Genomic DNA, 26,218 nt, shown 5'->3' with positions numbered 1-26,218 from the left:
TTTTAAAATAAAACCAGCAAAGCCGTTGAATTCTTCACTCTTCGTTCTTCACTCTTCACTTAAAACTCCTACTCTGCCGACATATCCGCTACAATCTGCCTGTACATGGAATAGATTCTAGTACGGCTGATGTAACCCTTCAGTACGCCTGCCACATCAATCACTGGCAGCTGGGCGGCATCGGTTTTATCAAATTTCTGCATCACCTCGTCCATACTGTCATGTTCGGTAAGAACGGCAGAAGGCTGCATCATCAGCTGACGCACGGTGAAATGCTGATACAGTTCGGTGCGGAAGATGATGTGGCGAATCTTCGTAATATCTATTACTCCCAACAGCACACCCGCCTGATCCAAAACAGGCAGAAAGTTGTTGTTACTGCGACTTATCTCACTCACCAGCTTGCTCATCGGCAGATCCGGACCTACCGGATGATAATCTTTCTCAATGACATCCTGCATGCCCAGCAGGGTGAGCGCAGCCTTGTCAATATGGTGGGTGAGCAGCTTGCCCTCTCTAGCCAGACGCAGGGCGTAGATGCTGTGACTCTCAAAGATGCTGATGGTGAGCAGCGAAGAGATGCACACTATCATCAGCGGCATGAAGAGCTGGTAGCCGCCCGTGAGTTCGGCGATGAGGAAGATGCCCGTAAGCGGTGCATGCATCACGCCCGTAATGAGGCCCGCCATACCCATCAGTGTAAAGTTCTGCTCAGGAACATAGACACCTACCTGATTCACATTCCAAAGGCGCGCAAAGAGGAAACCGGCAAAACCTCCGATAATGAGCGAAGGAGCAAAGGTACCACCGCATCCGCCACTACCATTGGTGGCCGAGGTGGCAAAAACCTTGGTAAAGGTTACCAAGGCGATGTAGAGGATGAGCAGCTGGTTGTGCCCGTAGAAGAGCGAACGGCTCATCACCTGCCCCCAGTCTTCCACATTCTGTCCCTTCAGCAGCACGTTGACAGCCGAATATCCCTCGCCATAGAGCGAAGGGAAGAGGAAGATGAGCGAACTCAGAATCAGTCCACCAAAGAGCAGCTTTACGTATGGATAAGGCGAAAGCTTGGCAAAGAAGCCCTCGCATGCCGACATGGTGCGCATGAAATAAAGGCTCACCAAGCCGCAGAAAATGCCCAGCAAAAGGCAGGCAGGCACGCGGTCGAGCGCCCACGGATTGGTAAGCGTAAAATCGAAAAGGCTCTTGGAGCCCATCAGAATGTAGGTAAAGCAAGTAGCTGTTACACAACTGATAAGGATAGGCAGCAAGGAAGCCATGCTCAAGTCTACCATCAGCACCTCAAGCGTAAACACGAGTCCGGCAATAGGCGCCTTAAAGATTCCAGCAATGGCTGCAGAAGCGCCACAACCCACCAGCAGAATCATGGTTTTCTTGTCCATGCGGAAGATTTGTCCCAGGTTTGAGCCGATGGCCGAACCCGTGAGCACAATAGGAGCCTCGGCTCCCACGGAACCACCGAAACCGATGGTGATACCTGATGCCACCACCGATGACCAGCAGTTGTGGGCCTTGAGCTTGGAATTTTTGGTAGAGATGGCGTAAAGCACACGGGTGATACCGTGGGAAATATTATCTCTGACCACATATTTAATAAAGAGCATGGTGAGGTAAATGCCCACAATCGGGAAGAGCAGGAAGAGCAGGTTGTAGGTGCTCTGGTTGAATCCCGAAGTGAGCAGCAGCTGTATTTCGTGCACGATGCCGTGCAGGAAATATCCTGCCACCGACGCCAGAAGGCCGATGATAAAAGCCAGGATAAGGGTCATCTGGCGGTCAGAAATATGTTTTTTCTGCCAATCCACCATCTTACTGACCCATCCCTCTTTCTGCTCGTTGTAATCTAGAATTTCTTCATCCATCTTTTTTACATTGATTTAGAATTCCGATGTGAAATGGAACTTGATGTGTTCAAAATCCTGCTGCGCCATGCTCAACACGTAGCCCGAATCGGCAAGAAAGACATCGCGCCCCTCAATATCCTTGGCCATGTACTGGTACTTGCGCTTCTTGAAGCTCTCGAGTTCCTTCTCGTCATCTGCCTCTATCCAGCAAGCCTTGTGAAGATGCACGGGCTCCCAGCGGCACTTGGCGTTGTACTCGTTCTCCAGGCGGTACTGGATAACCTCGAACTGCAGCTGACCAACCGTGCCCACGATGCGGCGGCCGTTGAACTGGTTGACGAAGAGCTGCGCCACACCCTCGTTCATGAGCTGCTCCAATCCCTTCTGGAACTGCTTGCTCTTCATCGGGTCATCATTCTCGATGTACTTGAAAAGGAGTGGAGAGAAGCTTGGCAAACCGCGAAAATGCATCTTCTCTCCCTCCGTCAACGTATCTCCTATCTTGAAAATACCGTTGTCTGGCAAACCTACAATGTCACCCGGATAAGCCTCGTCAATGGTACTCTTGCGCTGTGCCATGAACTGGGTAGGCGAAGAGAAACGCACGTTTTTATCCAAGCGCACGTGGTAATATGGCTGATTTCTCACAAACTTACCCGAGCATATCTTACAGAAAGCGATGCAGGAGCGGTGGTTTGGATCAATATTGGCTGTAATCTTGAAGATGAAACCACTGAACTTAGGTTCTTCAGGCTTCACCAGTCGCTCCTCTGCCTGGGTGGGTCTAGGAGATGGAGCAATATGAACAAAACAGTCGAGGAGTTCCTGAACACCAAAATTGTTCAGTGCCGAACCGAAGAACACAGGTGCTACCTCGGCCGAACGGTAGGTTTCTTCCTCAAACTTAGGGTAAACACCATCTACCAGTTCCAGTTCCTCACGCAGCTGTGCAGCCTCACGTTCACCAACCCGCTCGTCGAGTTCTGAACTTTGGATATCTACCTCTACCTTCTCGGTAACTCGCTGTTTGTTAGGGGTAAAGAGGTTCAGCTGATGCTCGTAGATATTGTAAACGCCCTTGAAACGGGCGCCCTGACCGATAGGCCAGCTCAGCGGGCGAACCTTGATTTTGAGCTCTTCTTCCAACTCGTCGAGCACATCAAATGGGTCGCGTCCCTCACGGTCCATCTTGTTGATGAAGATGATTACCGGGGTATTTCTCATGCGGCACACCTCCATGAGTTTGCGGGTCTGTGCCTCCACACCCTTGGCAGAGTCAACCACGATAATGGCTGAATCTACGGCTGTAAGTGTGCGGTAGGTATCCTCGCAGAAGTCCTGGTGACCTGGAGTATCCAGGATATTCACCTTATAAGGTTCTCCCTCCTGTCCGGCAGGGAGATAATCAAATTCCATTACAGATGTAGATACCGAGATACCACGCTGTTTCTCAATATCCATCCAGTCAGAAGTCGCAGTTTTGCGAATCTTGTTATTTTTTACGGCACCTGCCACCTGAATCTGTCCACCGAAAAGCAGAAACTTCTCGGTCAATGTTGTCTTACCAGCATCCGGGTGAGAGATAATGGCAAATGTTCTTCTTCTTTCTATTTCGTTCATCCTGTTGTAAATATATAATAATGTATATTCTTAAAAAGAAATCACTAATAACTAATCCCTACATGTCGTCATCATCAAACTTGAGTCCCTCGGTTCGGTCTTTGATGTAATAATCGCTGAGCAGACCTATGAAGACGGTAATCTCCTTGATGGCCCTTTCGGTTTCGGGCGTAATTTCCTTCTTCTGCAGGCGCAGCATCATCACACCATAGAGGGCATCGAGGCAGGTTTCAATCTCGTTGAGATCCTTGTCGCCCCGCTGGCGAAGCTCTACGATGAAAGGCAGCACCTTGTAATATTCGGCATTGTAGATAGGAAACTTGGTGCTCTGCAGCAGCATGCCGTGCAGATCAATGACGTCCTTTAGTATCACCTTATTAATATTAAGGTGTCCTCCCTCGCGCTTTCCCTCCTCGTTCATCATGCGAATCAGGTTGCCAAACCAGTCGAGTTCTTCCTCGCGCTGCTCGGGTGTAAAGTCGAACCGGTCTACATAATTTTTCTTGATGACAGGCAGCGAGCATCCGTAAGCTCGGATGATGTCCTCAATCTGCCACATATATAATAAGTATTCTGCGATACTTTTCTTTCTTAATTCTTGTGCTACAAACATAAACTTTGAACTGTTAACTTTTGAACTTTATGCTTTGCCTTCTTCTGATTGAAGGGATGTTTAAAGACCTGTTTAAGGACTTTTAAAATTCCGGCAGATGATACAGATTGAAAATCGTGCCGAAGAGAGCGATGATGGAGAAGATGATGACCACGCTGCCTATTACCTTATTGATAATGACGATGCCGTTGGTATCAAACTTGTTCCTAATCTTGTCGACGAGCCAGGTGAGTCCGAACCACCACAGCAGGGCTCCGAAGACGATGCTGAGATACCCTACTCCCATTTCTACCGGCATATCTGGTACGACGAAAGCAAACTGCGCGAAGGTGGCCATGAAGAGGAACACGATGAGCGGATTGGAGAGTGTTACGAGGAACGCCGTGATGCCATTATGCATCAGGGTACCCTGCTTGTTGCTCGACTTGTGCATGTTCTTCATCGGGTCACTCTTGAAGCAGTAGATTCCGAACACGAGGAGCATCAGACTGCCGAAAATCTGAAGATAGAACTTGTTCTCGGAGTTGCTCACAAAATCCATCACAAAACTCATGCCCAAGCCTGTAAACAGAGCATATACAATGTCGCTGCATGCGGCACCCACACCTGTTACAAACCCATACCAGCGACCTTTGTTGAGTGTACGCTGGATGCAAAGGATGCCTACCGGCCCCATAGGGGCTGAGGCAAGAACACCGATGACAATTCCTTTGAATATGAAGTCAAGGATGTTTATCTCTATTGGAAATGCTAAATTCATCTTAGTATCGTTACAATTTCTAACAGTCGGCAAAGTTACAAAATTTTGGGCACAAAGCACAATTTTTTCGCCTAAAAGTTCATTTTATATCCGTTTTTTATATTTTCGGGCACGGATTACACGGATTACGCGGATGTTCTGCATGAATATAAATAGGATTTAGGGCAACAGAGAAATTTCGGACAGCAAATCATCTGGCAGAAAAAAAAGAAAATTAAAATTTTTTATATTTAAAAATAAACGAGATTCAAAAGTTTTCAGTATCTTTGCCGAGAAATAAAATAATTCTAACTAATTTTAAATAATTAACATGACAGATAATACACTTAAACCGTACGTAATAGGCCTTGACCTCGGCGGTACAAATTCAGTTTTCGGCATCGTAGATGCTCGCGGAGAGATCAAAGCAACAACTGCCATCAAGACAGGCGGTTACGAAAAGGTTGAAGACTATGTGAAGGCAGCCGTAGAAGCTCTCCAGCCTATCATTGATACGGTAGGCGGCATTGACAAGATTAAGGCAATGGGTATCGGTGCGCCAAACGCAAACTATTATAATGGAACCATTGAATTCGCTCCAAATCTTCCTTGGGCACACGACGGAGTGGTACCATTGGCCGACTTGTTCAGCAAAGCCCTCGGCGGCTTGCCTGTAGGTATGACCAATGATGCCAACGCCGCAGCGCTCGGTGAGATGACTTACGGTGTGGCAAGAGGTATGAAAAACTTCATCGACATTACACTCGGTACAGGCGTAGGTTCTGGTATCGTTATCAACGGACAGATGGTTTACGGCTGCGACGGATTCGCAGGCGAATTGGGTCACGTTACCATGGTACGTGGCAAAGAGGGCCGTACATGCGGATGCGGCCGTACAGGATGTCTCGAAGCTTACTGCTCTGCCACAGGTGTGGCTCGCACAGCTCGCGAGTTTCTTGAGAAGAGCGATGAGCCTTCATTGCTCCGCGAGATGAACCCTGAGGATATTACATCTTATGATGTGAGCGTTGCTGCAGGCAAGGGCGATAAGCTGGCTCAGCGCGTATACGAGTTTACCGGCAAGATGCTCGGTGAGGCTTGCGCTGATTTCGCAGTCTTCTCTTCACCAGAGGCTTTCGTCTTCTTCGGTGGTCTGACCAAGGCTGGCGACCTCATCATGAAGCCTATTCAGAAGGCTTATGATGAGCACGTGTTCCGCATCTTCAAGGGCAAGGCTAAGTTCCTTGTTTCTACCCTTGATGGCAGTTCTGCTGCCGTACTCGGTGCGAGTGCTGTGGCTTGGGATATGTAAAATTTTTAAAAGATTAAGAAGGTTATTAGTAGACCTTTCCTTCATTGGGAAGGTGTGATTTAAGTTAATACAAACTCGCGAAACTCGTGAGAGGATTGTAGCGAGGGTTAGATGTTAGTAAAAAGCCTGGCACTCGAGAGAGCGTCAGGCTTTGCTTTTTCTTATCATAAACAAAAACCTCAACAACCACCACGCGGTCATGGTGGTCATTAAGGTCATTAAGCTTTTTCCAACCAGTTTCTCACCATCTTCTTGCCGTCTGGCGTCAGCACGCTTTCTGGATGAAACTGGATACCATGAATATCATAGTTCTTATGCTTCAGACCCATGATGCAACCATCATCGCTTACTGCCGTAACATCCAGGCAGTCGGGGAATCCCGAGCGGTCTACCACCCAAGAGTGGTATCTGCCAATCTCTATGCGCTTGTCCAACCCGTCGAAAATAACATCGTTGCCAAACTGGGTGCAAGGGGTTGCCACTCCATGATACACCTCAGAAAGATTGGTAAGCTTGGCTCCAAACGCCTCGCCTATGGCCTGATGACCCAGACATACGCCCAGCATCGGCTTGCGGCCTGCATACTTGCGGATAACATCCATCAGCAGTCCCGCCTCCGACGGAATGCCCGGACCCGGACTCAAAATGATCTTGTCGAAGCGTTCCAGCTCCGGCAACTGGAACTGGTCGTTGCGGAACACCGTAACGTCAGCTCCCAACTCCTTTACCAGATGGGCCAGATTATAGGTAAAGGAATCGTAATTATCTATGATTACTACTTTCATCTTTTGTCAATGTTAAATGTTAAATTAGAGCTTCTCTGCAATGTGAATCGCCTTGGTCAGCGCACCGAGCTTGTTGTTACACTCTTCTAGCTCATACTCATCATTGCTCTTTGCCACTACTCCACTACCCGCCTGGAACCAGAGTTCGCCGTTTCGGCTAATGAAGGTACGTATCACGATGGCCTGATTCAGGTCGCCGTTCAGACCGATAAAACCGATACAGCCTCCGTAGGCACCGCGGTTGTGAGGCTCCAGCTCTGATATAATCTGCATCGCTCTCACCTTAGGCGCACCGCTCAGCGTGCCGGCAGGGAAGGTATCAATAAACTCCTTGATGTGGTCGGCATGCTCATCCAGCTCTCCGCTCACACGGCTCACGAGATGGATAACATGACTGTAGAACTGCATGTCCTTGTAGAAATCTACTTTCACCCCATGACAGTTGCGGCTCAGATCATTGCGCGCCAGGTCTACCAGCATCACGTGCTCGGCATTCTCCTTCGGGTCGTTGCGCAAGAATTCGGCAGCCTTGCGGTCCTGCTCCATATCTCCTGTGCGTCGGGTGGTTCCGGCAATCGGGTCGATGAACGCCTTGTTGCCCACGATGCGGTTATGGGTTTCAGGCGAAGAACCGAAGATGCGGAAACCGCCGAAGTCGAAATAGAAGAGGTAAGGCGAAGGGTTGATGCTGCGCAGCGCACGGTAGAGTTTGAAATCATCGCCCTCATATTTCTGTACGAAGCGGCGACTCACCACAATCTGGAATACATCTCCGCGCAGGCAGTGCTGTATGCATCGGCGTATGTTTGCCTTGTGCTCCTCATCGGTGAGAGTAGAAAAGGTTTCGCCCACAGGGTGGAAATCATAAGGCTTCACATTTGCCTTGTTCACCGCCTTAAGCAGTTCGTCGAGCTCGGTAAGTGAAGCATCTCTTCCCTCCTCTGAGCCGAAGTCCTCGCTCAGCGCAATGAGTTCCATGGTGTTATTGAAATGGTCGAAGACGATGATGTCCTTATACATGATGTAATAGATGTCGGGCGCATCATTCTTCTCCATGGTGGTATCCTTAACAGGGATGTTCTCAAAATATCTCACCGCATTGAAGGTGGTGAATCCATAGAGTCCGCAGAACTCCTTGCTCTCGCCCTCTACATGGAAGGAAGAGATGAAGTCGTTGATACTCTTTGAGATGGCGAGTTTGCACTCCTCACCCTGACCGGCACCGAAGGCCGGAAGCTGCTCTTTCTCTACTCTTCCGTCGGGATAGGTCTTGATGACCTCACCATGACTCACGGCGATGCTTGCCAGCGGATGCACACCGATGAAGGAGCGCGAATTCTCGGAGCCATGATAGTCGGAACTCTCCATCAGAGCCGACTGCGGATAAATATCTCTCAGTCGCATGTAGACTCCCACCGGCGTATAGAGGTCGGCGAGAATCTTGCGGGTAACTGTCTTGTAACTAAACTTTGCCATTTTAAAAATTAAATCTTTGCTATTAGAAGTTTCCGTACTCTCCTGCCATTTCCTTATGGCTCAAATACGTTTCTACATCCTTGTCGCCACGGCCTGACACGGTGAGCACCACCACATCATCCTTCTTGAACTTCATCTTCTTCAGGGCTGCCACGGCGTGTGCACTCTCAATAGCCGGAATGATGCCCTCCATGCGGGTGAGCTCGTAACCGGCGTAGATGGCCTCATCATCCTTAATGGCGAGCACATGGCTCCTGCCCGATGTGGCAAGGTCGGCGTGCATAGGGCCGATGCCCGGATAGTCGAGACCGGCACTGATGGTGAAGGCTTCCTCAATCTGTCCGTCCTCGGTCTGCATCACGAGGGTGCGTGCTCCGTGGATGATGCCTTCTGTGCCGCAGTGCATGGTGGCAGCGGTATAATCGGTATCTATTCCGTGTCCGGCAGCCTCAGCCAGATATATCTTCACGCGGTCATCATCAATGTAGTGGTAGATGGTTCCGGCAGCATTGCTTCCGCCACCCACACAGGCGATGAGGTAATCAGGATAGTCGCGGCCTATCTTCTCCTCCAACTGCCATTTCAGTTCTTCAGAGATTACGCTCTGCATCTTGGCAACAATGTCTGGATAAGGGTGCGGACCCATGGTAGAACCTACGATATAGAAGGTATCCTGTGGGTGGCAGCACCAGTCGCGTATGGCCTCAGAGCAGGCATCGCTCAAGGTCATATTGCCGGTGCGCACAGGGTTCACCTTGGCTCCCAGCATCTTCATACGCTCTACGTTGGTATGCTGGCGTTCCACATCGGTGGCACCCATGAAAATTTCGCACTTCATGTTCATCAGGGCGCATACCGTAGCTGTAGCCACACCGTGCTGTCCGGCTCCGGTTTCGGCAATGATGCGGGTCTTGCCCATCTTTTTGGCCATGAGAATCTGACCGATGGTGTTGTTAATTTTGTGTGCACCGGTATGGTTCAGATCCTCGCGCTTCAAATAGAGCTGGCATCCGTACTTCTCGCTCATGCGCTTGGCATAATAAAGAGGTGAAGGACGGCCCACATAATCTTTCAGCAGCGCACGGTATTCCTTCTTGAACTCCTCGCTCTCAATGATTGGCTTGTAAGCCTGCTGCAACTCGGTTACACATTTATATAATATCTCAGGAACATAAGCTCCTCCGAATTTTCCAAAAAATCCTTTTTCGTCAACTTGATACATAATACTTAGTTTATAATTTATTATTTATAGTTTATAGAGCAAGCCTGCTATACGACGAAGCCGCTGTTAAGTATCAACTACTTTTCGAGGCACTCAAAAAGCCCATCTAAAGCCTTATCCGGATCACCGGTTTCATTGAGCAGGGTTACAAACTTGCTGCCGATGATGGCTCCCGCCGCATTATCCTGCGCACTGGTAAGCGTCTGCTTGTTGCTGATGCCGAAACCTATCATGCGTGGGTTGCGCAGATTCATGCTGTTGATGTGGTTGAAATAAGCCAACTTGGCATCGCCGAAACTGCTCTGGGCGCCCGTGATACTTGCCGAACTGACCATGTAGATGAATCCATCGGTATGCTCATCGATGAAACGGATGCGCTCCTCGCTGGTTTCTGGCGTAATCATCATGATGACACGGATGTCATACTTGTCGGCAATGGGTTTCACCACCTTCAGATAATCATCAAAAGGAAGGTCTGGGATGATGGTGCCGCTCACTCCACTCTCTACGCAGCTCTTGAAGAAAGCCTCAATGCCGTAGTGCATGATTGGGTTCAGATAACCCATCAGCACGAGTGGAAGCTGCACTTCATCCTTGATTTCCTTCAGCTGGGCGAAGAGTTTCTTCACCGTCATTCCGTTCTTCAGAGCCATGGTTCCGGCACTCTGGATAACAGGACCATCAGCCAACGGATCACTGAAAGGGATTCCTACCTCAATCATATCTATCCCCTTGCGCTCCATCGCCTTAATTACATCAACGGTACCTTCTAAAGTTGGGCATCCGGCGCAGAAATACAAGCTCAAAAGCTTGCGGTCTTTATTGTTTGCAAATAATGCATTTATCTTATTCATGTTTTTACTTTTTTATTTTTTTACCTTTTTACTTTTTTACCTTTAAAAGGAATTCCTTGAGTTTCTCTACATCCTTCAGTCCCGGTTCTATCTCAAACCTGGAGTTGAGGTCGATTCCTACGCATCGGGGATGGTGGAAAGACAGGATGCGGGAAGCATCTTCCGGACCGATGCCGCCACTCAACAGGAATGGAACATCGCCATCATATTCATTCAGAACCTGCCAGTCAAACTGCTGACCACTTCCGCCCACCGTCTTACATTTGGTGTCGAAAAGGAAGTAGTCAACAGCGCCTACATACTCCTTATATTTCTGAATGTCCCCGGCATTGGAAACACTAATGGCTTTGATTATCTTCATTTTCCCCTTTGCTGCACGCAACTGCTCACACAGTTCCCTGCTCTCGCTTCCATGCATCTGCACCGCATTCAGAGAGAATGAATGAATCTTATCCAACATATTGGAAATGGAATCATTCACGAAGACTCCCACTCGGCACACATTGCGGTCAGCATCAGAGCGAGCCAGCACATGACTGGCATACCGTGGAGACTTAGGATAGAAGATAAATCCCATCATATCAACGCCGAGTTGCGCAACCTGCTTTACATTATCAGGTTCACACATTCCACAAACCTTTACTAACATTTTCTTTATTGTTTCAACTGCTTAATAAACTCTTGAAGCGCCACGCCCGGGTCTGCCTGTTTCATGAACTGTTCGCCCATCAGGAAACCTTTGAAGCCGCCTTCTTCTCTCAACCGGAGAACCGTCTGCGGGTTGGAGATACCACTCTCGCTCACCCTGCACACATCCTTCGGAAGTTTCTCTGCCAATCTGAAGCTGTTCTCCACATCCGTAAAGAAGGTTCCGAGATTTCGGTTGTTGATGCCGTACATATCCGGTTCCAGTTCAGCATACTCGAAGTCGCGCTCATTATGCATCTCGAGCAGTACCTCCATGCCCAGCTGGTGTGCCATGTTCATGAGTTGCTTACACTCCTCCTTGGTCAGGCAGGCCGCAATGAGCAGCACGGCAGAAGCTCCGCAGTATCTCGCCTGCAGCAGCTGGTATACCTCTACCACGAAGTTCTTATATAAGATAGGTAGGGTAACGCCCACATGGCGCGCCTCCTGAATATACTCATCATATCCTCCGAAGTAATCAATGTCGGTGAGGATGCTGAGCGCCGAGGCTCCGTTCTGCTGGTAGGCGAGCGGGATGATGCTCGGCTTACCTTCCTGTTTGATCCAGCCCTTGGAAGGCGATTTGCGCTTGAATTCAGCGATGATTCCCGTCTCCGAGTTCATCAGCGACTCCTTCATGCTTCCGCCCGGCACCTTTCCCCCATCTTCCTGCATTTTCTGCTCGGTGAGGGTTATCATCTGCCGTGGCTGGATAAAGCGCTTGCGCTGCTCAATCTCGATTCTTTTATGAGCCACAATTTCCTCTAAAATATCAGCCATTTTTTTCGTTTTTTTATTTAAGATAAAGACTTGGGAGACCAGCGATGGAATCGCTGGGAACGGGGGTACAAAGGGGGACAAAGGGGTTAAGGCTCTTTTTACTTTTTTACCCTTTTACCTTTTATTAATCTCTACGAATTTCTTAAAGGTAGCGAGTGCCTTACCCGAGTCAATGCTCTCTCTTGCTATCTCCACACATTCCTCTATGCTCTTCTGTCCTTTCTCCATTACCTGGATGCCGAAGGCTGCATTGGCGAGAACGATGTTCTTCTGGGCTGGGAGGGCACGGTTTTCAAGCACTGCATCAAAGATGTCCTTGGCCTCTTCCTCGGTTGCTCCGCCTCGCACCTCTTCCGGTTTGGCTATCTCGAAACCGAGATCCTGAGGTTTGAAGATCTTCTCATAGTTGTTGGTGGTTACCTTGAAGTCGCCGGTGAGTGAAATTTCATCATATCCGTCGATGCTGTTAACAATGCTGAAATCAATGCCTAGTTTCTGGTAAACCTGATTGTAAAGGCGCATCTGGTCGAGATTGGCTACACCCAGCAACTGGCACTTAGGCTGACTAGGATTAACAAGAGGACCTAACAGGTTGAACACGGTAGGAAACTGCAAAGCCTTGCGGATAGGACCCACAAACTTCATGGCCTTGGCGAAGAGCTGAGCATGAAGATAAACGATACCTGCCTCGTTGATGCTGCGGTTCAGCTTGTCTATATCATCGGTAAACTGAACACCGTGGTTCTTGATGACGTTGCTGGCACCGCTCACCGAAGTAGCCGCATAGTTGCCGTGCTTTGCCACCTTGTAACCCGCACCCGCAATGACGAAGCAGGAAGTAGTAGAAATGTTAAAGGTGTTCTTGCGGTCGCCACCGGTTCCCACCACGTCAATGTAGCGGTCGCAATCCAGGATGGCTGGCACGCCTGTGGCAAGAATTCCGTCACGGAAACCGAGCAGTTCATCTACCGTTACGCCTCTCATCTGCAAACCAGTGAGCAGGGCTGTAATCTGTTCCTCAGGAAATTCACTCTTGGTGATTCCTACAATGATGTCTCGGGTTTCCTCACGAGAAAGTTCCTCGTGGTTCAACATTCTGTTCAAAATGTCCTTCATTTCCATAGTTAATATCTCCTATATTTTTTGTTTTTATTTTTCGTTGTAAAAGAAAAGGGGCCTGTCGTAAGTTACGGCAGGCCCCTAGTATATTATGTTGTTCACATCCACATACGGCGTCTCGACTCACGACTTCTGGAATCTTGAGTTACGCCACCACCATGATGTAGATACGAATGTATTCATATTGCTTTTTCTTTTAATTGTTTGTTACTACCAAAAACGAGGCGTTTCTTTCTTTTTAACGAAAAGATTCTCCTTCATTCTTCATTTCTACTGCAAAAGTACAGTTTTTCTTTTAAACTACAAACTTTTTGTCGAGAAATTTTAAGATTTAACACTATTTTATCGTCTGACGCCCATTTTCCTCCACTATCGTCTCACGTTTTCTCCACTATACCTTATTATATATAGGGAGAAAGAAAAAGAAAAAATATTTCGCCGGAATGTAATAAATTTCCCAATACGTCGTTATTTATTTAGAGAACAGGTTACGGAAAGAGGAAAACTCATCCTCAAGACATGCCCGTTCTAAAAACAAATAACAAGAAGTATTATTCAAATAAAAAGATTCACGCCTATGAAGCAAGTATTTACACCAAAGAAAATGAGACCTTCGGCTCAGACCATCTACTTCATCAAGCAGATAGCCTACTCCTATCATACCATGGTGCAAAATGGGAAGCTAAAGGTGTGCTATCCTAACTAAAAGAAGAAGAAAGATGAAAACAATGGTATCCCCTTCATTGCTCTCAGCCAACTTCATTGACCTGAAGAGTGATATAGAGATGATTAACAAGAGTGAGGCCGACTGGCTCCACCTCGATGTGATGGATGGTGTCTTCGTGCCCAACATCTCGTTCGGCTTCCCTGTGATAGAAGCCGTGAGCAAGGTGTGCACCAAGCCCCTCGATGTTCACTTCATGATTCAGCACCCGGAAAATTACATTGAGCAGACTGCCAAGCTCGGTGCCATGATGATGAGCGTGCACTACGAGGCCTGCACCCATCTGCACCGCACCATCCAGCAGATTCATGCAGCAGGCATGAAGGCAGGAGTTACCCTCAACCCTTCTACCCCGGTATGTGTGCTGGAAGACATCATCTGCGATGTAGACATGGTACTTTTGATGAGCGTTAACCCAGGCTTCGGCGGACAGAAATTCATCGAGAACACCATCAAGAAGATAGGCCGTCTGCGCCAGCTCATCAAAGAGAGCGGAAGCCAGGCACTCATCGAGGTAGATGGTGGCGTACAGGCAGAAACTGCTCCAAGACTGGTGAAAGCCGGAGTAGACGTGCTGGTAAGCGGAAGTTATGTATTCAAGAGCACAGACCCTTATGCTACCATCCATGCTCTGAAAGAACTCCACTAATCAAGATTCAGATAGATATTGTGCTCCTTAGCCATCTTGCGGAGGTTAAGGAGCGCATAACGCATTCTTCCCAGACTCGTATTGATACTCACATTGGTACACTCGGCTATATCCTTGAAAGACATCTGCTGATAAAAACGCATATAAACCACTTCGCGTTGTGGAGCCGGCAGAAAGTCTACCAGTTTCTTCACATCACGGAGCACCTGTTTGCGTACCATCTCCTGCTCAGCACAGTCTGCCTGAAAATCTTCGCCTCGCAGACAGGAAAGATCATTACCGTTCCCCTGTTCTACCATGCGGAACACACACTGACTGCGATAACCATCGATGATGACATTATGCGCTATGCGCATTAACCACGAAATAAATTTGCCCGAACTGGAATACTGGCCAGCATGTAAACGACTGATTGCCTTCACGAATGTCTCCTGGAAGATATCATTCGCCAGATCCTCATCGTGAACCACGAAAAGGATATAAGAGAAAAGTTTCACCTCGTTGCGGGAAAGCAACAGGTCAAAGGCTCTGTTGTCACCCCCGACATAAGCCAGGGCCAACTCTTCGTCTGTCATTTCATTGAGTTTACTCATTTTCTTAATCTTATTTTATTCATTAAGTAAATGTCTATCCAATAGGCTACCCAGTATTTATTGCGTTAATAATGTTAATTATCGTTGCAAAGGTAACATTTTATTTTCAAAACACCAAACTTTTTTCCAAAAACATTTAATTTTAACATTACCAGCACCTGTTTTACAAATAAAATTCGTATCTTTGCAGCGATGTGTTAAACGTCAGACCCGACTAACGAATAAACAGATCAATACAAACGAATTCATAAATACAAATAATCATAAAACTAGAACAAAGACAATGAAGAAATTCTTTAAGACCTTACTCGTTGCTCTGCTCCTCATCCCAGCTTGCGCTTGGGCCAACGGATGGAACGATGCTGGATATCAGCGCATTGAACAGAGCATACAGTTGCCAGGCATCAAGCAGGCAGCTAAGAAGTATGCTATTTCTGCCTATGGAGCCAAGCAGAACGCTTCGGCTGCACAGAACCAGAAAGCTATCAACAAACTCATCGCCCTCGTTTCTAAGAAAGGTGGCGGTACTGTAGTCATCCCGAAGGGTACCTGGCGCACAGGAGCCATTGAGATGAAGAGCTTCGTAGAACTGAATCTCGAAGAGGGTGCCGTACTGCAGTTTGCCTTCGAGCCGAAACTCTATCCGCTGGTACGCACCTCATGGGAGGGCATCGCATGCTGGAACTATTCTCCATGCATCTATGCCTACAAGGTTACAGACATCGCCATCACTGGTAAAGGTACCATCGATGGAGGTGGTAACAACGATACATGGTGGCCAATGAACGGTAATGCCAGATTCGGATATAAGGAGGGCGTAACCAAGGAACACCAGAAGATGGGATCACGTGCCAGACTGCTGAAGATGGCTGAAGACGGTGTGCCTTTTGACGAACGCAAGTTCGGCATGGGACAGGGTCTCCGCCCTCAGCTCGTCAACTTCGTACGCTCTGAGCGCATCCTCATCAAGGATGTCAAGATGATCAATTCACCTTTCTGGGTGATGCACCCTCTGCTCTGCAAGAACATCACAGTAGACGGCGTAACCGTATGGAACGAAGGACCTAACGGAGACGGATGCGACCCTGAAGCATGCGAGAATGTACTCATCCAGAACTGTATCTTCCATACCGGCGACGACTGCATCGCCATCAAGAGCGGAAGAAACAATGACGGTCGTCTCTGGAACCAACCATCCAGAAACATCATCATCCGCAACTGCCGGATGGAAGACGGACATGGTGGCGTAGTCATCGGTTCCGAGATTTCAGGCGGATGCGAGAATGTATACGCCGAAAACTGCGAGATGGACTCTCCTCATCTGGAGCGCATCCTCCGCATCAAGACCAACAACTGCCGCGGCGGACTCATCCAGAACATCCACATGCGTAAGGTTACCGTAGGCCAGTGCAAGGAAGCCGTGCTCAAGATCAACCTCGACTATGAGCCAAAAGAGGCTTGCTACCGCGGATTTGAACCTACTGTGCGCAACGTGAGCATGGAAGATGTTACCTGCCAGAAGAGCAACTACGGTGTGCTCATCATCGGTGGAAACAAAATAGAAAACGTATACGATATCCATGTAAAGAACTGTAAGTTCGATGGTGTCATCAAGCAGCCTGTCAAGATGACCGGCAAGACCCGCGATGTGAAGTTCGACAACCTCACCATTAACGGTTCCCTGGTTCTCAACAAGGAAGACCGTCCTTACCAGACCTATTCAGAGTGGCTCACCCACAGCGAGATGCAGCGCACTCCCCACCCATACAACCTCGACTTCAGCCCGAAGAAACCTCGCTGGAGCTACGTGATGGGCATTGAGATGGAAGGCATGCTCGACACCTACCTCCACTACAAAGACGGGAAGAGCACCTTCAAGGGAGCTGATGCCGAAGCCAACAACGAGGCTATCATCAACTACCTGAAAGAATATCCAGCCAAGATGATTGACGAAAAAGGAAACATCACAGGCTACCAATATGAGGATTTCAACCTCGACAATGTGCGCACAGCGAAGTTCATCCTCCGCATGCACAACCTCTTCCCTAGCAAGAGCAGCGAACTGGCGCTGAAGACGCTCTTCAAACAGCTTCAGAACCAGCCTCGTACCAAGGAAGGCGTTTACTGGCACAAGGCAATCTACGCCAACCAGGTATGGCTCGACGGCATCTTCATGGGTCTGCCTTTCTACTGCAACTACGCCGTACAGAACCTCAAGCCTAAGAAGGCGAAGAAGATTCTCGACGATGCGGTAGACCAGATTGTGAAGACCGACCTTCGTACCTACGATGAGAAGACCCAGCTCTGGAAGCATGCATGGGACGAGACCCACAGCCAGTTCTGGGCAAACAAGGAAGACGGAAAGAGCCAGCATACCTGGGCAAGAGCCCTCGGATGGTACGTCATGGCGATGACCGAATGCCTTGATGCCATGCCTGAAGATTATGCTCGCCGCGGCGAAATCATCACCTTATTAAATAAGGCAATGAAGAGCGTGGTGAAATATCAGGATAAGAAGACGGGTGTATGGTACGATGTGATGGACGTAAAGGATCCTCGCAACTACCTCGAGAGCACCGCTTCAAGCATGTTTGCCTATGTTCTCCTCAAGGGTTACCGCAAGGGATACCTCGGCAAGGAATATCAGGAAGCAGGTATCAAGGCTTATGAGGGAATCCTGAACAACTTCATCCAGGTAAATCCTGATAAGACCATCAGCCTTACACGCTGCTGTGCTGTCAGCGGACTCGGTCCTGGCCCTGGTCCATACGTCAAGAAGCCAAACTTCAAGCGCGACGGCAGCTTCGACTATTACATGAGCGAACCTATCCGCGACAATGATGCCAAGGGCGTAGGTCCTTTCATCTGGGCTAGTCTGGAAATGGAAATGCAGGGACTGAATAAGTAAAACTTTGTTTATAGTTTACAGTTAATAGTTTACAGCGGCTTCGCCGTATAGCAAGATTGCCCTATAAACTATTAACTCTAAACTGTAAACTGAATTCAAAACTATTAATTGAATTTTCACCGATGAAAAAGAAAATATTCACGACAAAGGAGGGTGTGTCATAAGTCCATGACACACCCTCCTTTTGTTTTATATGTATATATAATCTGTTACTTTACATACTTCTTACCGTTCTTGATAATCAAGCCCTTGACAGAAGAAGAAACCTCCTGACCAGCCATATTATAGGTTTTACCATTCTTCTTGGCTGCAGCAGCATTTACTGAAGAAATGCCGGTAGATGTACCAGGAACAAACTTAACACCATGCAAAGCAATATCTGCACCAGATTCTTTATCACCCGCTTTAACACCAGTGAATACTACTGTATATTTCTTAGCAGCATCCAATTCAAGAGATGCAACTGCAGTAACATTAGGCTCAGAAGAAGCACTAATCTCAACAGCAGCGCTACCATCATTTGGAGTAGCAACAACATATAAATCGCGAGTGTCAGATGAACTTGTCGTTGCACCATAAGCAGTAAGACTTGTCAAACCAGTTACATAAATACTGAAAGCCTTAGCATCGTTGTTCTTCTTTAGATCAAGACCAGGCTGCTTATATATCTCTTCTTCACCAGTCTCCGGATTAATACTACCAGTCTTAGTTGTTGCGGTCTTTCCACTACCTTCAGCAATCCAGCCCTCAGCAATACCAGCAGTAACATTCTCCTGATTTGTAATAAACACGGTAGTCTTTTCAAAAGACTTAAAAGTCTGAGCATTAACACTAGCAGCCAAAGCTACGGCTGCGATAAGAGTAAAGAATTTCTTCATAATCGTTTTATTTTAAGTTTATATATTATAGTTGTTGAATAACTTTATTTTAGTTTGATTCATTTGCTAGTTTATTTCGGTGGCAAAAATAATAAATCATTTTGAGAATCTCAGAAAAATACGAACCAAAATGAGCTAAAACTACGAAAACGATTGCGTAGCTTTTACAACAAAATTGAAACAAAAAGCTCTTAAAATAGAAATAATAAGTGTAATTTTGCACCAACAAACTTAAAATATAAACTGAAAATAAAAATTATAATAAGTATAACAACCTAAAAGGCAAACAAATGAAAAGAAATCTACTAAGATTTGGGCTCTCACTCATAGCCCTGTTTGTTATGGTAGTAGCAAATGCGCAAACCTACCAGAACGAAGAAGCTAGTGTTTCATGGCCGTTTAATGACGCCAACTACGCTACGCAGTACACAAAATCACCAGAAAAAGGTTTTAGTCTGGTTTCCGTAAACACCGGTGACTTGAAGTATGTTGCCAAGACATCAACGAAAACACTGGATAAAAACGGCAGCCCGATGGTCATGGCTGGTTTCGGTCCTGTTGGCACAACAAAAGCCGTAGAATGGACCATTAAACCTAGCAAGGGGCTAACATTCACCCCAACCTCTATCAGTACCTACGTAAACCGATTCGGTACAGATGCAGAAAATGGAGTAACCGTAACCGCCAAACTCAGCGACGGAACTTCGGTAGATTTGGGCAATTTCACTGCATTAAGAGAGAACAAGACAACAGAGACTGACAAGTTTTCGAAAAATGAAAACCTGACCAACCACATCGTCATCCAGCTCACTGCCGAGCAGCAAGCCCAACTGACATCAGCTGAAGGCTTCACGCTAAGTTGCACTGTCGGCGTTGGCTCTACTAAGCAGCAAGGCTTTGCCGATGTACACATCAATGGTCTCTTGAACGGAACCGTTCAGCAGGTTGAACAGTACACCCTGTCGGCTGCCGTTTCAACCGTAGGAGCAGGAACAGTCAAAGTATCTCCTGCAGGAACCGTATTTGATGCAGAGACATCAATCACCGTAACAGCAACAAAGAATTTCGGCTACAAGTTTGTCAACTGGACAGATGCCAACAACCAGGTAGTATCTACAGATGAAGCATACACCTTCTCTATCTCAACCAACACAGCATTGAAGGCAAACTTTGAGAAGATAAACACCTACGCTTTGAATTACAAGGTTGAAGGTGGAGCAAAAGACTATATGATAAGTGCCTCTCCTGTCCCAACCGTTGTTGAAGGAAAGAACATGTATGAAGAGGGAACAGAGGTAACTCTCACAGCCAGCAGCAACGACATCCTCACCTTCACCAACTGGAATGATGGTGAAACAGGAGCAGAACGCAAAATAAACATGAACGCCGACCAGTCATTCACAGCAGCATATTCTGCAAAAGACTTCATCGCAGGCTGGGACTTCTATAAGGAAGCCAAATCAGGTCGAGCAGCAGACTTCGCTGCAGAAGACAACGATGCAGACCAGCTCATCTTGCGTGATGCTGACGGAAACGCATACAGTTGGCTCGACAAGAGCAACAGCGCAGGCGGCTACGAAGGAAAGAATGCTGCAGTAAACTGGACCACAGTCAGCACCAAGCCACTGGGTGAGACCTACTGGCAGACCAAGGTCAACGCAACAGCCTTTACCGACATCAAGGTAAAGAGCAGCATGCTCTACAATTATAACGCATACGAAACATATAATGTAGAATACTCACTCAACGGAACCGACTGGACCAAAGTAGGTGCCATCAATATGCCAGGAGCCAAAGCCTGGACAGACGGAGAGTTCACTCTCCCATCCGATGCCAACAACAAGGCAGAAGTATACATCCGCTGGATTGCCGACAAGACTTCTTCTATCAAGGGAGCAACAGGCACCAACGACGGAATTGCAATAGCAGGTATCTACATTACAGGTACTGCCCAGCTCGTAAACGACGGCAAGGCACCTGTACTCGTAAACACCGTACCAGCAGAAGGCGCAACCAACGCATCTGCCAACGGCAAGATTGTACTGACTTTTGATGAGAAGGTAAAACTCACCGGCAACGCAGCCGCTACACTCGGCACACAAAAGATTGAAGGAGCCGTATCCGGCAAGACCATCACCTTTGCATACAAAGGTTTGAACTACGCTACGGCTTATACCTTCAAACTCGCTGCAGGCTCGGTAGCCGACCTGACAGACAATGCTACAGACCAGGCAATTGTTCTGAACTTCACTACCAAGACCAAGCCAGCTGTAACCAAGGCACTCTACGACTTCATCGTCCCAACCGACGGCGACTTCAAGGCAGCACTTGCAGCAGCAGCCAAGCGCACAGATACCAGCAAGCGATTCCGCATCTTCATCAAGCAGGGCGACTACAAGATTCCTGCTGACGAAAACAGCAAGGTAACTGGCGGTGACGGTAAGAGTTATGCCAACCCAACCACCTATATGAATACGCCAAACGTATCTATTATCGGTGAGGGCATGGACAACACCTCTCTGACCAACACCATTCCTGATGCAGAATATAAGAACGCGAATCAGAAAAACCCAGCCAACGTATTGGAAGGTATCGGCAAGGGCGACGTACTCTGCCTGCAGAAGGAAGCTACGGGTACCTACTTCCAGGATCTGAAGATGTACAGCAGTATGGGGGATGCCAAGGGTCGCGACATCGTGCTCAACGACCAAAGCAACAAGACCATCTGCAAGAACGTAAACCTCTGGGCTTACCAGGACACCTACGTATCAAACAACCAGAATGGTAAATTCTACTTCGAAGACGGAATCCTTCGTGGTCGTACCGACTACCTTTGCGGTAAGGGTGACGTATATTATAATAATGTAGAACTCTGGATTTGCGAAAAGGGAGGATACCTCGCCGTTCCTTCTCAACCAAAGAAGTATGGCTACATCTTCAAAGACTGTACCATCAAGGATGCTACTGAGGCAAAAGACCTGAATGGTAACTACACCTTAGGTCGTCCATGGGGCAAGGGAACACCTATCGCGCTCTACATTAACACCAAGATGGAAGCCATCCCTTCAGCAGCAGGATGGGACGAGATGAGTGGCGGTTATCCTAAACGTTTCGCTGAGTACAACTCTACCACATCAACAGGTAGTACAGTTGACCTCAAGGACAGAAAGAAAGTTTACGATGCCTATGATTCAAAGGATGGCGACAATTATGTAAACCGTCGTAATGAAACAGCAGAAAGTCCTATCCTCGCAGCAGAGGAAGCTGCGATCTACACTGTTGAAAACATAATGGGTCAGGATGATGACTGGGATCCTACAGCAGCCACCGAGCAGGCTTCAGCACCTAGCAACGTTAAGCTGAATAGTACAACCCTCGCTTGGGACAACAACGACTACGCTCTTCTCTGGGCAGTATGCAAGAACGGCAAGGTAGTAGACTTCACCATCACTCCTAGCTATATCGTTGATGACGCCTCTGCAACATGGAGCGTACGTGCAGCCAACGAGATGGGCGGTTTGAGCGAAGCTACAGTTGTTGGTCAGGGCACCGGCATCCGCAACATCACCTCAGCTACAGCAGCAGTCATCAAGACCGCCATCTATGCAGCCGACGGCACCCAGCTCTCAAATCTTCAGAAAGGTATCAACATCATTGTGAAGACTCTGGCAGATGGCAGCAAGAAGACAAGCAAGGTCATCGTAAAGTAAAGAAACAGAGACATTAAGTAAATTGATTGACAGATAACATTCGGAGTGCAATATCCCCATCCTCATTCAGAAGGGTGCCGGATATTGCACTTTTTTTGTTCCCTCAACTTCTGAAACAGCAGAAACGGGAACTGAGAAAACAGACCGTCGAAATGTAAAAAACAGAGTATTTACGCAAAAACCTGTAAACGTTTACGTAATTTTTTACCCCCAATATACCTATATTCTCATATTTTTTATATACTTTTGCAACAAGAAAACCAAGACTTAGCTATTGCTACTCATCCAGGTTGCCCCATCGGAGCCTTCGGGTTCCAAGAGGAACATCCCTTCAGCAAGCATCTGCTCAGAATTGGAATTCTACTTAAAAACATTAAATAAAAACATTAGAATATTAGTAATTTAGAATAAGTTTTATCTAAACCTAAAGTGTATGTCTGGTAATTTTAGAAAAAAGAAAATTGCTTTGGCAGGCGCACTGATGTTCGTAGTAACAAGTGTATCTGCACAAACAGTAAAAGGCGTTGTTACTGACAATACGGGCGAGCCAATCATCGGCGCATCTGTCATGGAGGTAGGTGTAGCTGGCAATGGTGGCGTGACCGACATTGACGGTAACTTCACAGTAAACTTAAAAGGCAAAAGCAAGAAACTGAAGATTTCATACATTGGTATGAAAGCTAAGGAAGTAAGCGTTGCAGGTAAAGAAACGATTGATGTAAAGCTTGAGGATGACAACACCACCCTCAACGATGTCGTAGTAATCGGTTACGGTACTGTTAGAAAGAAAGACCTCACAGGTTCTGTATCTTCTATCAGCGACAAGCAGATTGCCAACATTCCAGTTTCTAACGTAAGCGAGGCGATGACCGGTAAGATGGCAGGTGTGAACATCACCACCACCGAAGGTTCACCTGATGCTGACGTGAAGATTCGTGTGCGTGGTGGTGGTTCTCTTTCACAGGACAACTCCCCTCTCTACATCGTAGATGGTTTCCCAGTAAGCTCTATCAGCGACATCGCTCCTAGCGAAATTCAGAGCATCGACGTATTGAAGGATGCTTCTTCTACAGCCATCTATGGTGCCCGTGGTGCTAACGGTGTTATCATCGTAACAACCAAGAGCGGAACAGAGGGTAAGACTCAGGTAAACTTTAATGCTTCTCTCGGCTACAAGAAGGTTACAAAGTTGATCAAGACTCTTGATCCTTATAACTTTGCATACTCTCTTTATGAAGTTGGTGCAACAAACTATGGTAACTACAGCGACCTCGATATCTGGAAGTCTGTAGAAGGTACAGACTATCAGGACGAAGTATTCGGTCGTACAGGTAACCAAAAGCAGTATAATGTAAGCGTTAGCGGTGGTACTAAGGATATCAAGTATAACATTGGCTTCTCTCATAACGACGAGAAGAGTATCATGCTTGGTTCTGGTTATGCAAAGAACAACGTTAACGCAAAACTCAACGCTAACTTAAACAAGTGGTTGTCACTCGACTTCAATGCTCGTATGGCATTCACCAAACTTGATGGTCTGAATGGTGGTGCTGACACAAATGAAAGCAACGCAGCCAACTCTATCGTTGCCAATACCGTAAAGTTCTGGCCAGTATATCCTCTTACAGATAGCGATGAGGACGAGGAGAACTCAACATCAGTAGAACGCAATCCTATCGAGCGTATTTATGATTCTTATAAGTATCAGGAGCGTTTCCAGCAGAACTACAACGTAGGTTTGAACTGGAAGCCTTTCAAGAATATCACCTTACGCTCAGAATTTGGTTATCGCTGGGATTACAACAATACCGATCAGGTTTGGGGTTCTAATGCCACAACCAATTCAAAGTACGGCTACAATGGTCAGCCACAAGCTGTGTTTACGAAGGTAAGCAAGAAGAACTGGCGCAATGCCAACACTATCACTTACGATAACAGCAAGCTTTTCGGAGGCCGTGACCATATTAACGTATTGTTGGGTCAGGAATGGAGCAGCAGCGAGCAGACTACAAGAAATGCCATATCTGTTGCTTACCCAGCATCTTTTGGTATTGATGACGTTTTGTCAAATACTGGTGCAGGTACTGCCCTTCCAAACGAAGGAACTATCGCTGCCGATGAGAACATCCTCTCATACTTCGGTCGTATCAATTATACATTGAATGATAAGTATCTGGCAACATTCACTATGCGTGCTGATGGCTCTAGTAAGTTTGGCAGCGGCAACCAGTGGGGCGTATTCCCATCTTTAGCTTTGGCATGGCGTATGTCTGACGAATCATTCCTGAAAGGTGCTTCTAAGTGGCTCTCTAACTTGAAGGCTCGCTTGAGTTTCGGTACTGCCGGTAACAACCGTATCAATTCCGGTTTGATTTCTACCGTATACTCTATGGCTAGCAACACATCAAAGGCTCCATTCTTTGATGAGAATCGTGGTTCAATGTTGGAGCATGGAACTTATCTCTATAACCCTAACCTGAAGTGGGAAACAACTGTTACCCGTAACTTCGGTATCGACTATGGTTTCTTTAACGGACGTATCAGCGGTACTTTGGATTTCTATTGGAATACCACTAAGGACCTCTTGATGCAGACTCTGATTCCATCAAACACTGGTTATAGCTACCAGTTCCAGAACTTTGGTAAAACTTCTAATAAAGGTGTCGAGTTAGCACTCAATGCTGTCATCGTAGACAAGAAGAAGTTTGGTTTGAACTTCAACTTCAATGTTTCTTACAACAAGAACAAGATTGACGAGTTGAATCTTGAGAATCCATGGCAGAGCAGTAACTGGAGTGGTTCAACCATCTCTAAGTATGAAGACTTCCGTGTAGAACAGGGCGGCCGACTTGGTGAGCTCTGGGGTTACAAGATGAATGGTTACTATACAGTATACGACCCAGCTACAGGCACCGGCGACTTGGTTCTCAATGCCAAGGGTAAGTGGGAATTGGCTGATGGCGTAAAAGACAAGAGCAAGGACATCTTCGGTGGAACCTACTACCCTGGTGGTCCTAAGGTACAGTGCGACGAAAATGGTAATCCTATCAAGCAGCGTCTTGGAAATACCGTTCCTACAACAACTGGTGGTTTCGGTTTCGACGGTCACGTTGGCAACTTCGACTTCAATGTGTTCTTCAACTACTCTCTTGGCAACAAGATTGTAAACGGAACCAAGCTGGCTAACGCCTTCTATTCAGGTTCTAACAAGAAGTACAACCTTGTAGATGACTTTACCCTCGACAAACGTTACACATGGATTGACCCTAACAATGGTTTGAACCTTGGTAAGATTTCTACATCAACCATCACAACATATGGTGGCACAGAAGAAGTTATGGCTCGCTTGAACGAGTTGAACCAAGGCAAGAGCATCTACAATCCAGCTGCCGTTACAGCCATGCAGTTGACTGATTATGCTGTAGAAGACGCTTCATTCCTGCGTTTGCAGAACGTAACTATTGGCTACACATTGCCAAAGACCTGGTTGAAGAACATCTTCATCAGCAACGTACGTATCTACTTCACCGGCTACAACTTGCTTTGCATGACAAGCTATAAGGGTTACGACCCTGAAGTTGACACAAGCAGCAAAAAGAATCCTATGACTCCAGGTATCGACTACGCAGCATACCCTAAGAGCCGTACATTTGTAGGTGGTATTAATGTAACATTCTAAAAAAG

At 47.1% G+C, this 26,218-nt stretch carries 19 protein-coding genes; 6 read left to right on the top strand and 13 right to left on the bottom strand.

The genetic code is table 11. The features are described 5' to 3' along the window. Positions 1 to 68: 68 nt before the first annotated feature. The 4 genes from KUA46_RS01425 to KUA46_RS01410 form a co-directional block, all read right to left on the bottom strand. Complete coding sequence (locus KUA46_RS01425; protein ID WP_420377337.1) at positions 69 to 1,883, bottom strand: chloride channel protein; 1,815 nt, start codon at positions 1,881 to 1,883, stop codon at positions 69 to 71. A gap of 15 nt (positions 1,884 to 1,898) precedes the next feature. Continuing rightward, on the bottom strand, positions 1,899 to 3,485 hold the full coding sequence (locus KUA46_RS01420; protein WP_153083400.1) for a peptide chain release factor 3: 1,587 nt from the start codon (positions 3,483 to 3,485) through the stop codon (positions 1,899 to 1,901). Positions 3,486 to 3,543: 58 nt separating this feature from the next. After that, a complete protein-coding gene (locus tag KUA46_RS01415) occupies positions 3,544 to 4,098 on the bottom strand; it encodes a DUF4924 family protein (RefSeq protein ID WP_006846332.1) in 555 nt (184 codons plus the stop codon). An 82-nt stretch (positions 4,099 to 4,180) separates the two neighbouring features. Next, a complete protein-coding gene (locus KUA46_RS01410) occupies positions 4,181 to 4,858 on the bottom strand; it encodes a LysE family translocator (protein ID WP_118253816.1) in 678 nt (225 codons plus the stop codon). 310 nt (positions 4,859 to 5,168) lie between these two features. Here KUA46_RS01410 and KUA46_RS01405 point away from each other — a divergent pair, with 310 nt between their 5' ends. Next, positions 5,169 to 6,149: an ROK family protein gene (locus KUA46_RS01405; protein WP_217325901.1), complete on the top strand. Its 981-nt coding sequence runs from the start codon at positions 5,169 to 5,171 to the stop codon at positions 6,147 to 6,149. Between the two features lie 218 nt (positions 6,150 to 6,367). Here KUA46_RS01405 and KUA46_RS01400 read toward each other — a convergent pair whose 3' ends face one another. The 7 genes from KUA46_RS01400 to trpD form a co-directional block, all read right to left on the bottom strand. After that, a complete protein-coding gene (locus KUA46_RS01400) occupies positions 6,368 to 6,934 on the bottom strand; it encodes an anthranilate synthase component II (RefSeq protein WP_118079021.1) in 567 nt (188 codons plus the stop codon). A 24-nt stretch (positions 6,935 to 6,958) separates the two neighbouring features. Next, the gene (locus tag KUA46_RS01395) at positions 6,959 to 8,410 is read right to left on the bottom strand and encodes an anthranilate synthase component I family protein (protein WP_022121017.1); all 1,452 of its coding nucleotides are present in this window, start codon (positions 8,408 to 8,410) and stop codon (positions 6,959 to 6,961) included. Positions 8,411 to 8,432: 22 nt separating this feature from the next. Next, positions 8,433 to 9,632: a tryptophan synthase subunit beta gene (gene trpB / locus KUA46_RS01390; RefSeq protein ID WP_022121018.1), complete on the bottom strand. Its 1,200-nt coding sequence runs from the start codon at positions 9,630 to 9,632 to the stop codon at positions 8,433 to 8,435. A 77-nt stretch (positions 9,633 to 9,709) separates the two neighbouring features. Continuing rightward, entirely contained in the window at positions 9,710 to 10,486 is a 777-nt protein-coding gene (trpA, locus tag KUA46_RS01385; protein ID WP_218486803.1) for a tryptophan synthase subunit alpha, read from the bottom strand. 28 nt (positions 10,487 to 10,514) lie between these two features. Then, the gene (locus KUA46_RS01380; RefSeq protein WP_218486804.1) at positions 10,515 to 11,135 is read right to left on the bottom strand and encodes a phosphoribosylanthranilate isomerase; all 621 of its coding nucleotides are present in this window, start codon (positions 11,133 to 11,135) and stop codon (positions 10,515 to 10,517) included. Positions 11,136 to 11,140: 5 nt separating this feature from the next. Continuing rightward, positions 11,141 to 11,953, bottom strand: a complete 813-nt coding sequence (gene trpC / locus KUA46_RS01375; RefSeq protein WP_218486805.1) for an indole-3-glycerol phosphate synthase TrpC — start codon at positions 11,951 to 11,953, stop codon at positions 11,141 to 11,143. 114 nt (positions 11,954 to 12,067) lie between these two features. Beyond that, positions 12,068 to 13,075, bottom strand: coding sequence for an anthranilate phosphoribosyltransferase (gene trpD / locus KUA46_RS01370; protein ID WP_218486806.1), 1,008 nt, complete (start codon positions 13,073 to 13,075; stop codon positions 12,068 to 12,070). 574 nt (positions 13,076 to 13,649) lie between these two features. On the opposite strand from trpD, the gene KUA46_RS01365 reads away from it, so the two are divergent. Beyond that, entirely contained in the window at positions 13,650 to 13,778 is a 129-nt protein-coding gene (locus KUA46_RS01365; protein WP_022120798.1) for a hypothetical protein, read from the top strand. A 13-nt stretch (positions 13,779 to 13,791) separates the two neighbouring features. Beyond that, positions 13,792 to 14,445, top strand: coding sequence for a ribulose-phosphate 3-epimerase (rpe, locus tag KUA46_RS01360; protein WP_218486807.1), 654 nt, complete (start codon positions 13,792 to 13,794; stop codon positions 14,443 to 14,445). On the opposite strand, the gene KUA46_RS01355 is transcribed toward rpe, so the two are convergent. After that, complete coding sequence (locus KUA46_RS01355) at positions 14,442 to 15,038, bottom strand: sigma-70 family RNA polymerase sigma factor (protein ID WP_118201429.1); 597 nt, start codon at positions 15,036 to 15,038, stop codon at positions 14,442 to 14,444. The genes rpe and KUA46_RS01355 overlap by 4 nt on opposite strands. A gap of 283 nt (positions 15,039 to 15,321) precedes the next feature. On the opposite strand from KUA46_RS01355, the gene KUA46_RS01350 reads away from it, so the two are divergent. Beyond that, on the top strand, positions 15,322 to 17,946 hold the full coding sequence (locus tag KUA46_RS01350; RefSeq protein WP_218486808.1) for a glycoside hydrolase family 88 protein: 2,625 nt from the start codon (positions 15,322 to 15,324) through the stop codon (positions 17,944 to 17,946). Between the two features lie 209 nt (positions 17,947 to 18,155). On the opposite strand, the gene KUA46_RS01345 is transcribed toward KUA46_RS01350, so the two are convergent. Further along, positions 18,156 to 18,824: a hypothetical protein gene (locus KUA46_RS01345; protein WP_218486809.1), complete on the bottom strand. Its 669-nt coding sequence runs from the start codon at positions 18,822 to 18,824 to the stop codon at positions 18,156 to 18,158. 290 nt (positions 18,825 to 19,114) lie between these two features. Between KUA46_RS01345 and KUA46_RS01340 the strand changes: the two genes are divergently transcribed. Both KUA46_RS01340 and KUA46_RS01335 read left to right on the top strand, forming a co-directional pair. Then, positions 19,115 to 22,534, top strand: a complete 3,420-nt coding sequence (locus tag KUA46_RS01340) for an InlB B-repeat-containing protein (RefSeq protein ID WP_218486810.1) — start codon at positions 19,115 to 19,117, stop codon at positions 22,532 to 22,534. A 433-nt stretch (positions 22,535 to 22,967) separates the two neighbouring features. Next, positions 22,968 to 26,213, top strand: coding sequence for a SusC/RagA family TonB-linked outer membrane protein (locus KUA46_RS01335; protein ID WP_218486811.1), 3,246 nt, complete (start codon positions 22,968 to 22,970; stop codon positions 26,211 to 26,213). Positions 26,214 to 26,218: the final 5 nt, after the last annotated feature.

Origin of the sequence: Segatella copri (assembly GCF_019249765.2) — a bacterium.
GTDB classification, from domain to species: domain Bacteria; phylum Bacteroidota; class Bacteroidia; order Bacteroidales; family Bacteroidaceae; genus Prevotella; species Prevotella copri_K.
The sequence above is the reverse complement of the archived record's forward strand: the minus strand, read 5'-3'. Positions and strand labels throughout refer to the sequence as shown.

Coding starts and splice junctions, on each gene's coding strand:
- KUA46_RS01425 (WP_420377337.1), bottom strand. CDS start 1,883: ATGGATGAAGAAATTCTAGATTACAACGAGCAGAAAGAGGGATGGGTC.
- KUA46_RS01420 (WP_153083400.1), bottom strand. CDS start 3,485: ATGAACGAAATAGAAAGAAGAAGAACATTTGCCATTATCTCTCACCCG.
- KUA46_RS01415 (WP_006846332.1), bottom strand. CDS start 4,098: ATGTTTGTAGCACAAGAATTAAGAAAGAAAAGTATCGCAGAATACTTA.
- KUA46_RS01410 (WP_118253816.1), bottom strand. CDS start 4,858: ATGAATTTAGCATTTCCAATAGAGATAAACATCCTTGACTTCATATTC.
- KUA46_RS01405 (WP_217325901.1), top strand. CDS start 5,169: ATGACAGATAATACACTTAAACCGTACGTAATAGGCCTTGACCTCGGC.
- KUA46_RS01400 (WP_118079021.1), bottom strand. CDS start 6,934: ATGAAAGTAGTAATCATAGATAATTACGATTCCTTTACCTATAATCTG.
- KUA46_RS01395 (WP_022121017.1), bottom strand. CDS start 8,410: ATGGCAAAGTTTAGTTACAAGACAGTTACCCGCAAGATTCTCGCCGAC.
- trpB (WP_022121018.1), bottom strand. CDS start 9,632: ATGTATCAAGTTGACGAAAAAGGATTTTTTGGAAAATTCGGAGGAGCT.
- trpA (WP_218486803.1), bottom strand. CDS start 10,486: ATGAATAAGATAAATGCATTATTTGCAAACAATAAAGACCGCAAGCTT.
- KUA46_RS01380 (WP_218486804.1), bottom strand. CDS start 11,135: ATGTTAGTAAAGGTTTGTGGAATGTGTGAACCTGATAATGTAAAGCAG.
- trpC (WP_218486805.1), bottom strand. CDS start 11,953: ATGGCTGATATTTTAGAGGAAATTGTGGCTCATAAAAGAATCGAGATT.
- trpD (WP_218486806.1), bottom strand. CDS start 13,075: ATGGAAATGAAGGACATTTTGAACAGAATGTTGAACCACGAGGAACTT.
- KUA46_RS01365 (WP_022120798.1), top strand. CDS start 13,650: ATGAAGCAAGTATTTACACCAAAGAAAATGAGACCTTCGGCTCAGACC.
- rpe (WP_218486807.1), top strand. CDS start 13,792: ATGAAAACAATGGTATCCCCTTCATTGCTCTCAGCCAACTTCATTGAC.
- KUA46_RS01355 (WP_118201429.1), bottom strand. CDS start 15,038: ATGAGTAAACTCAATGAAATGACAGACGAAGAGTTGGCCCTGGCTTAT.
- KUA46_RS01350 (WP_218486808.1), top strand. CDS start 15,322: ATGAAGAAATTCTTTAAGACCTTACTCGTTGCTCTGCTCCTCATCCCA.
- KUA46_RS01345 (WP_218486809.1), bottom strand. CDS start 18,824: ATGAAGAAATTCTTTACTCTTATCGCAGCCGTAGCTTTGGCTGCTAGT.
- KUA46_RS01340 (WP_218486810.1), top strand. CDS start 19,115: ATGAAAAGAAATCTACTAAGATTTGGGCTCTCACTCATAGCCCTGTTT.
- KUA46_RS01335 (WP_218486811.1), top strand. CDS start 22,968: ATGTCTGGTAATTTTAGAAAAAAGAAAATTGCTTTGGCAGGCGCACTG.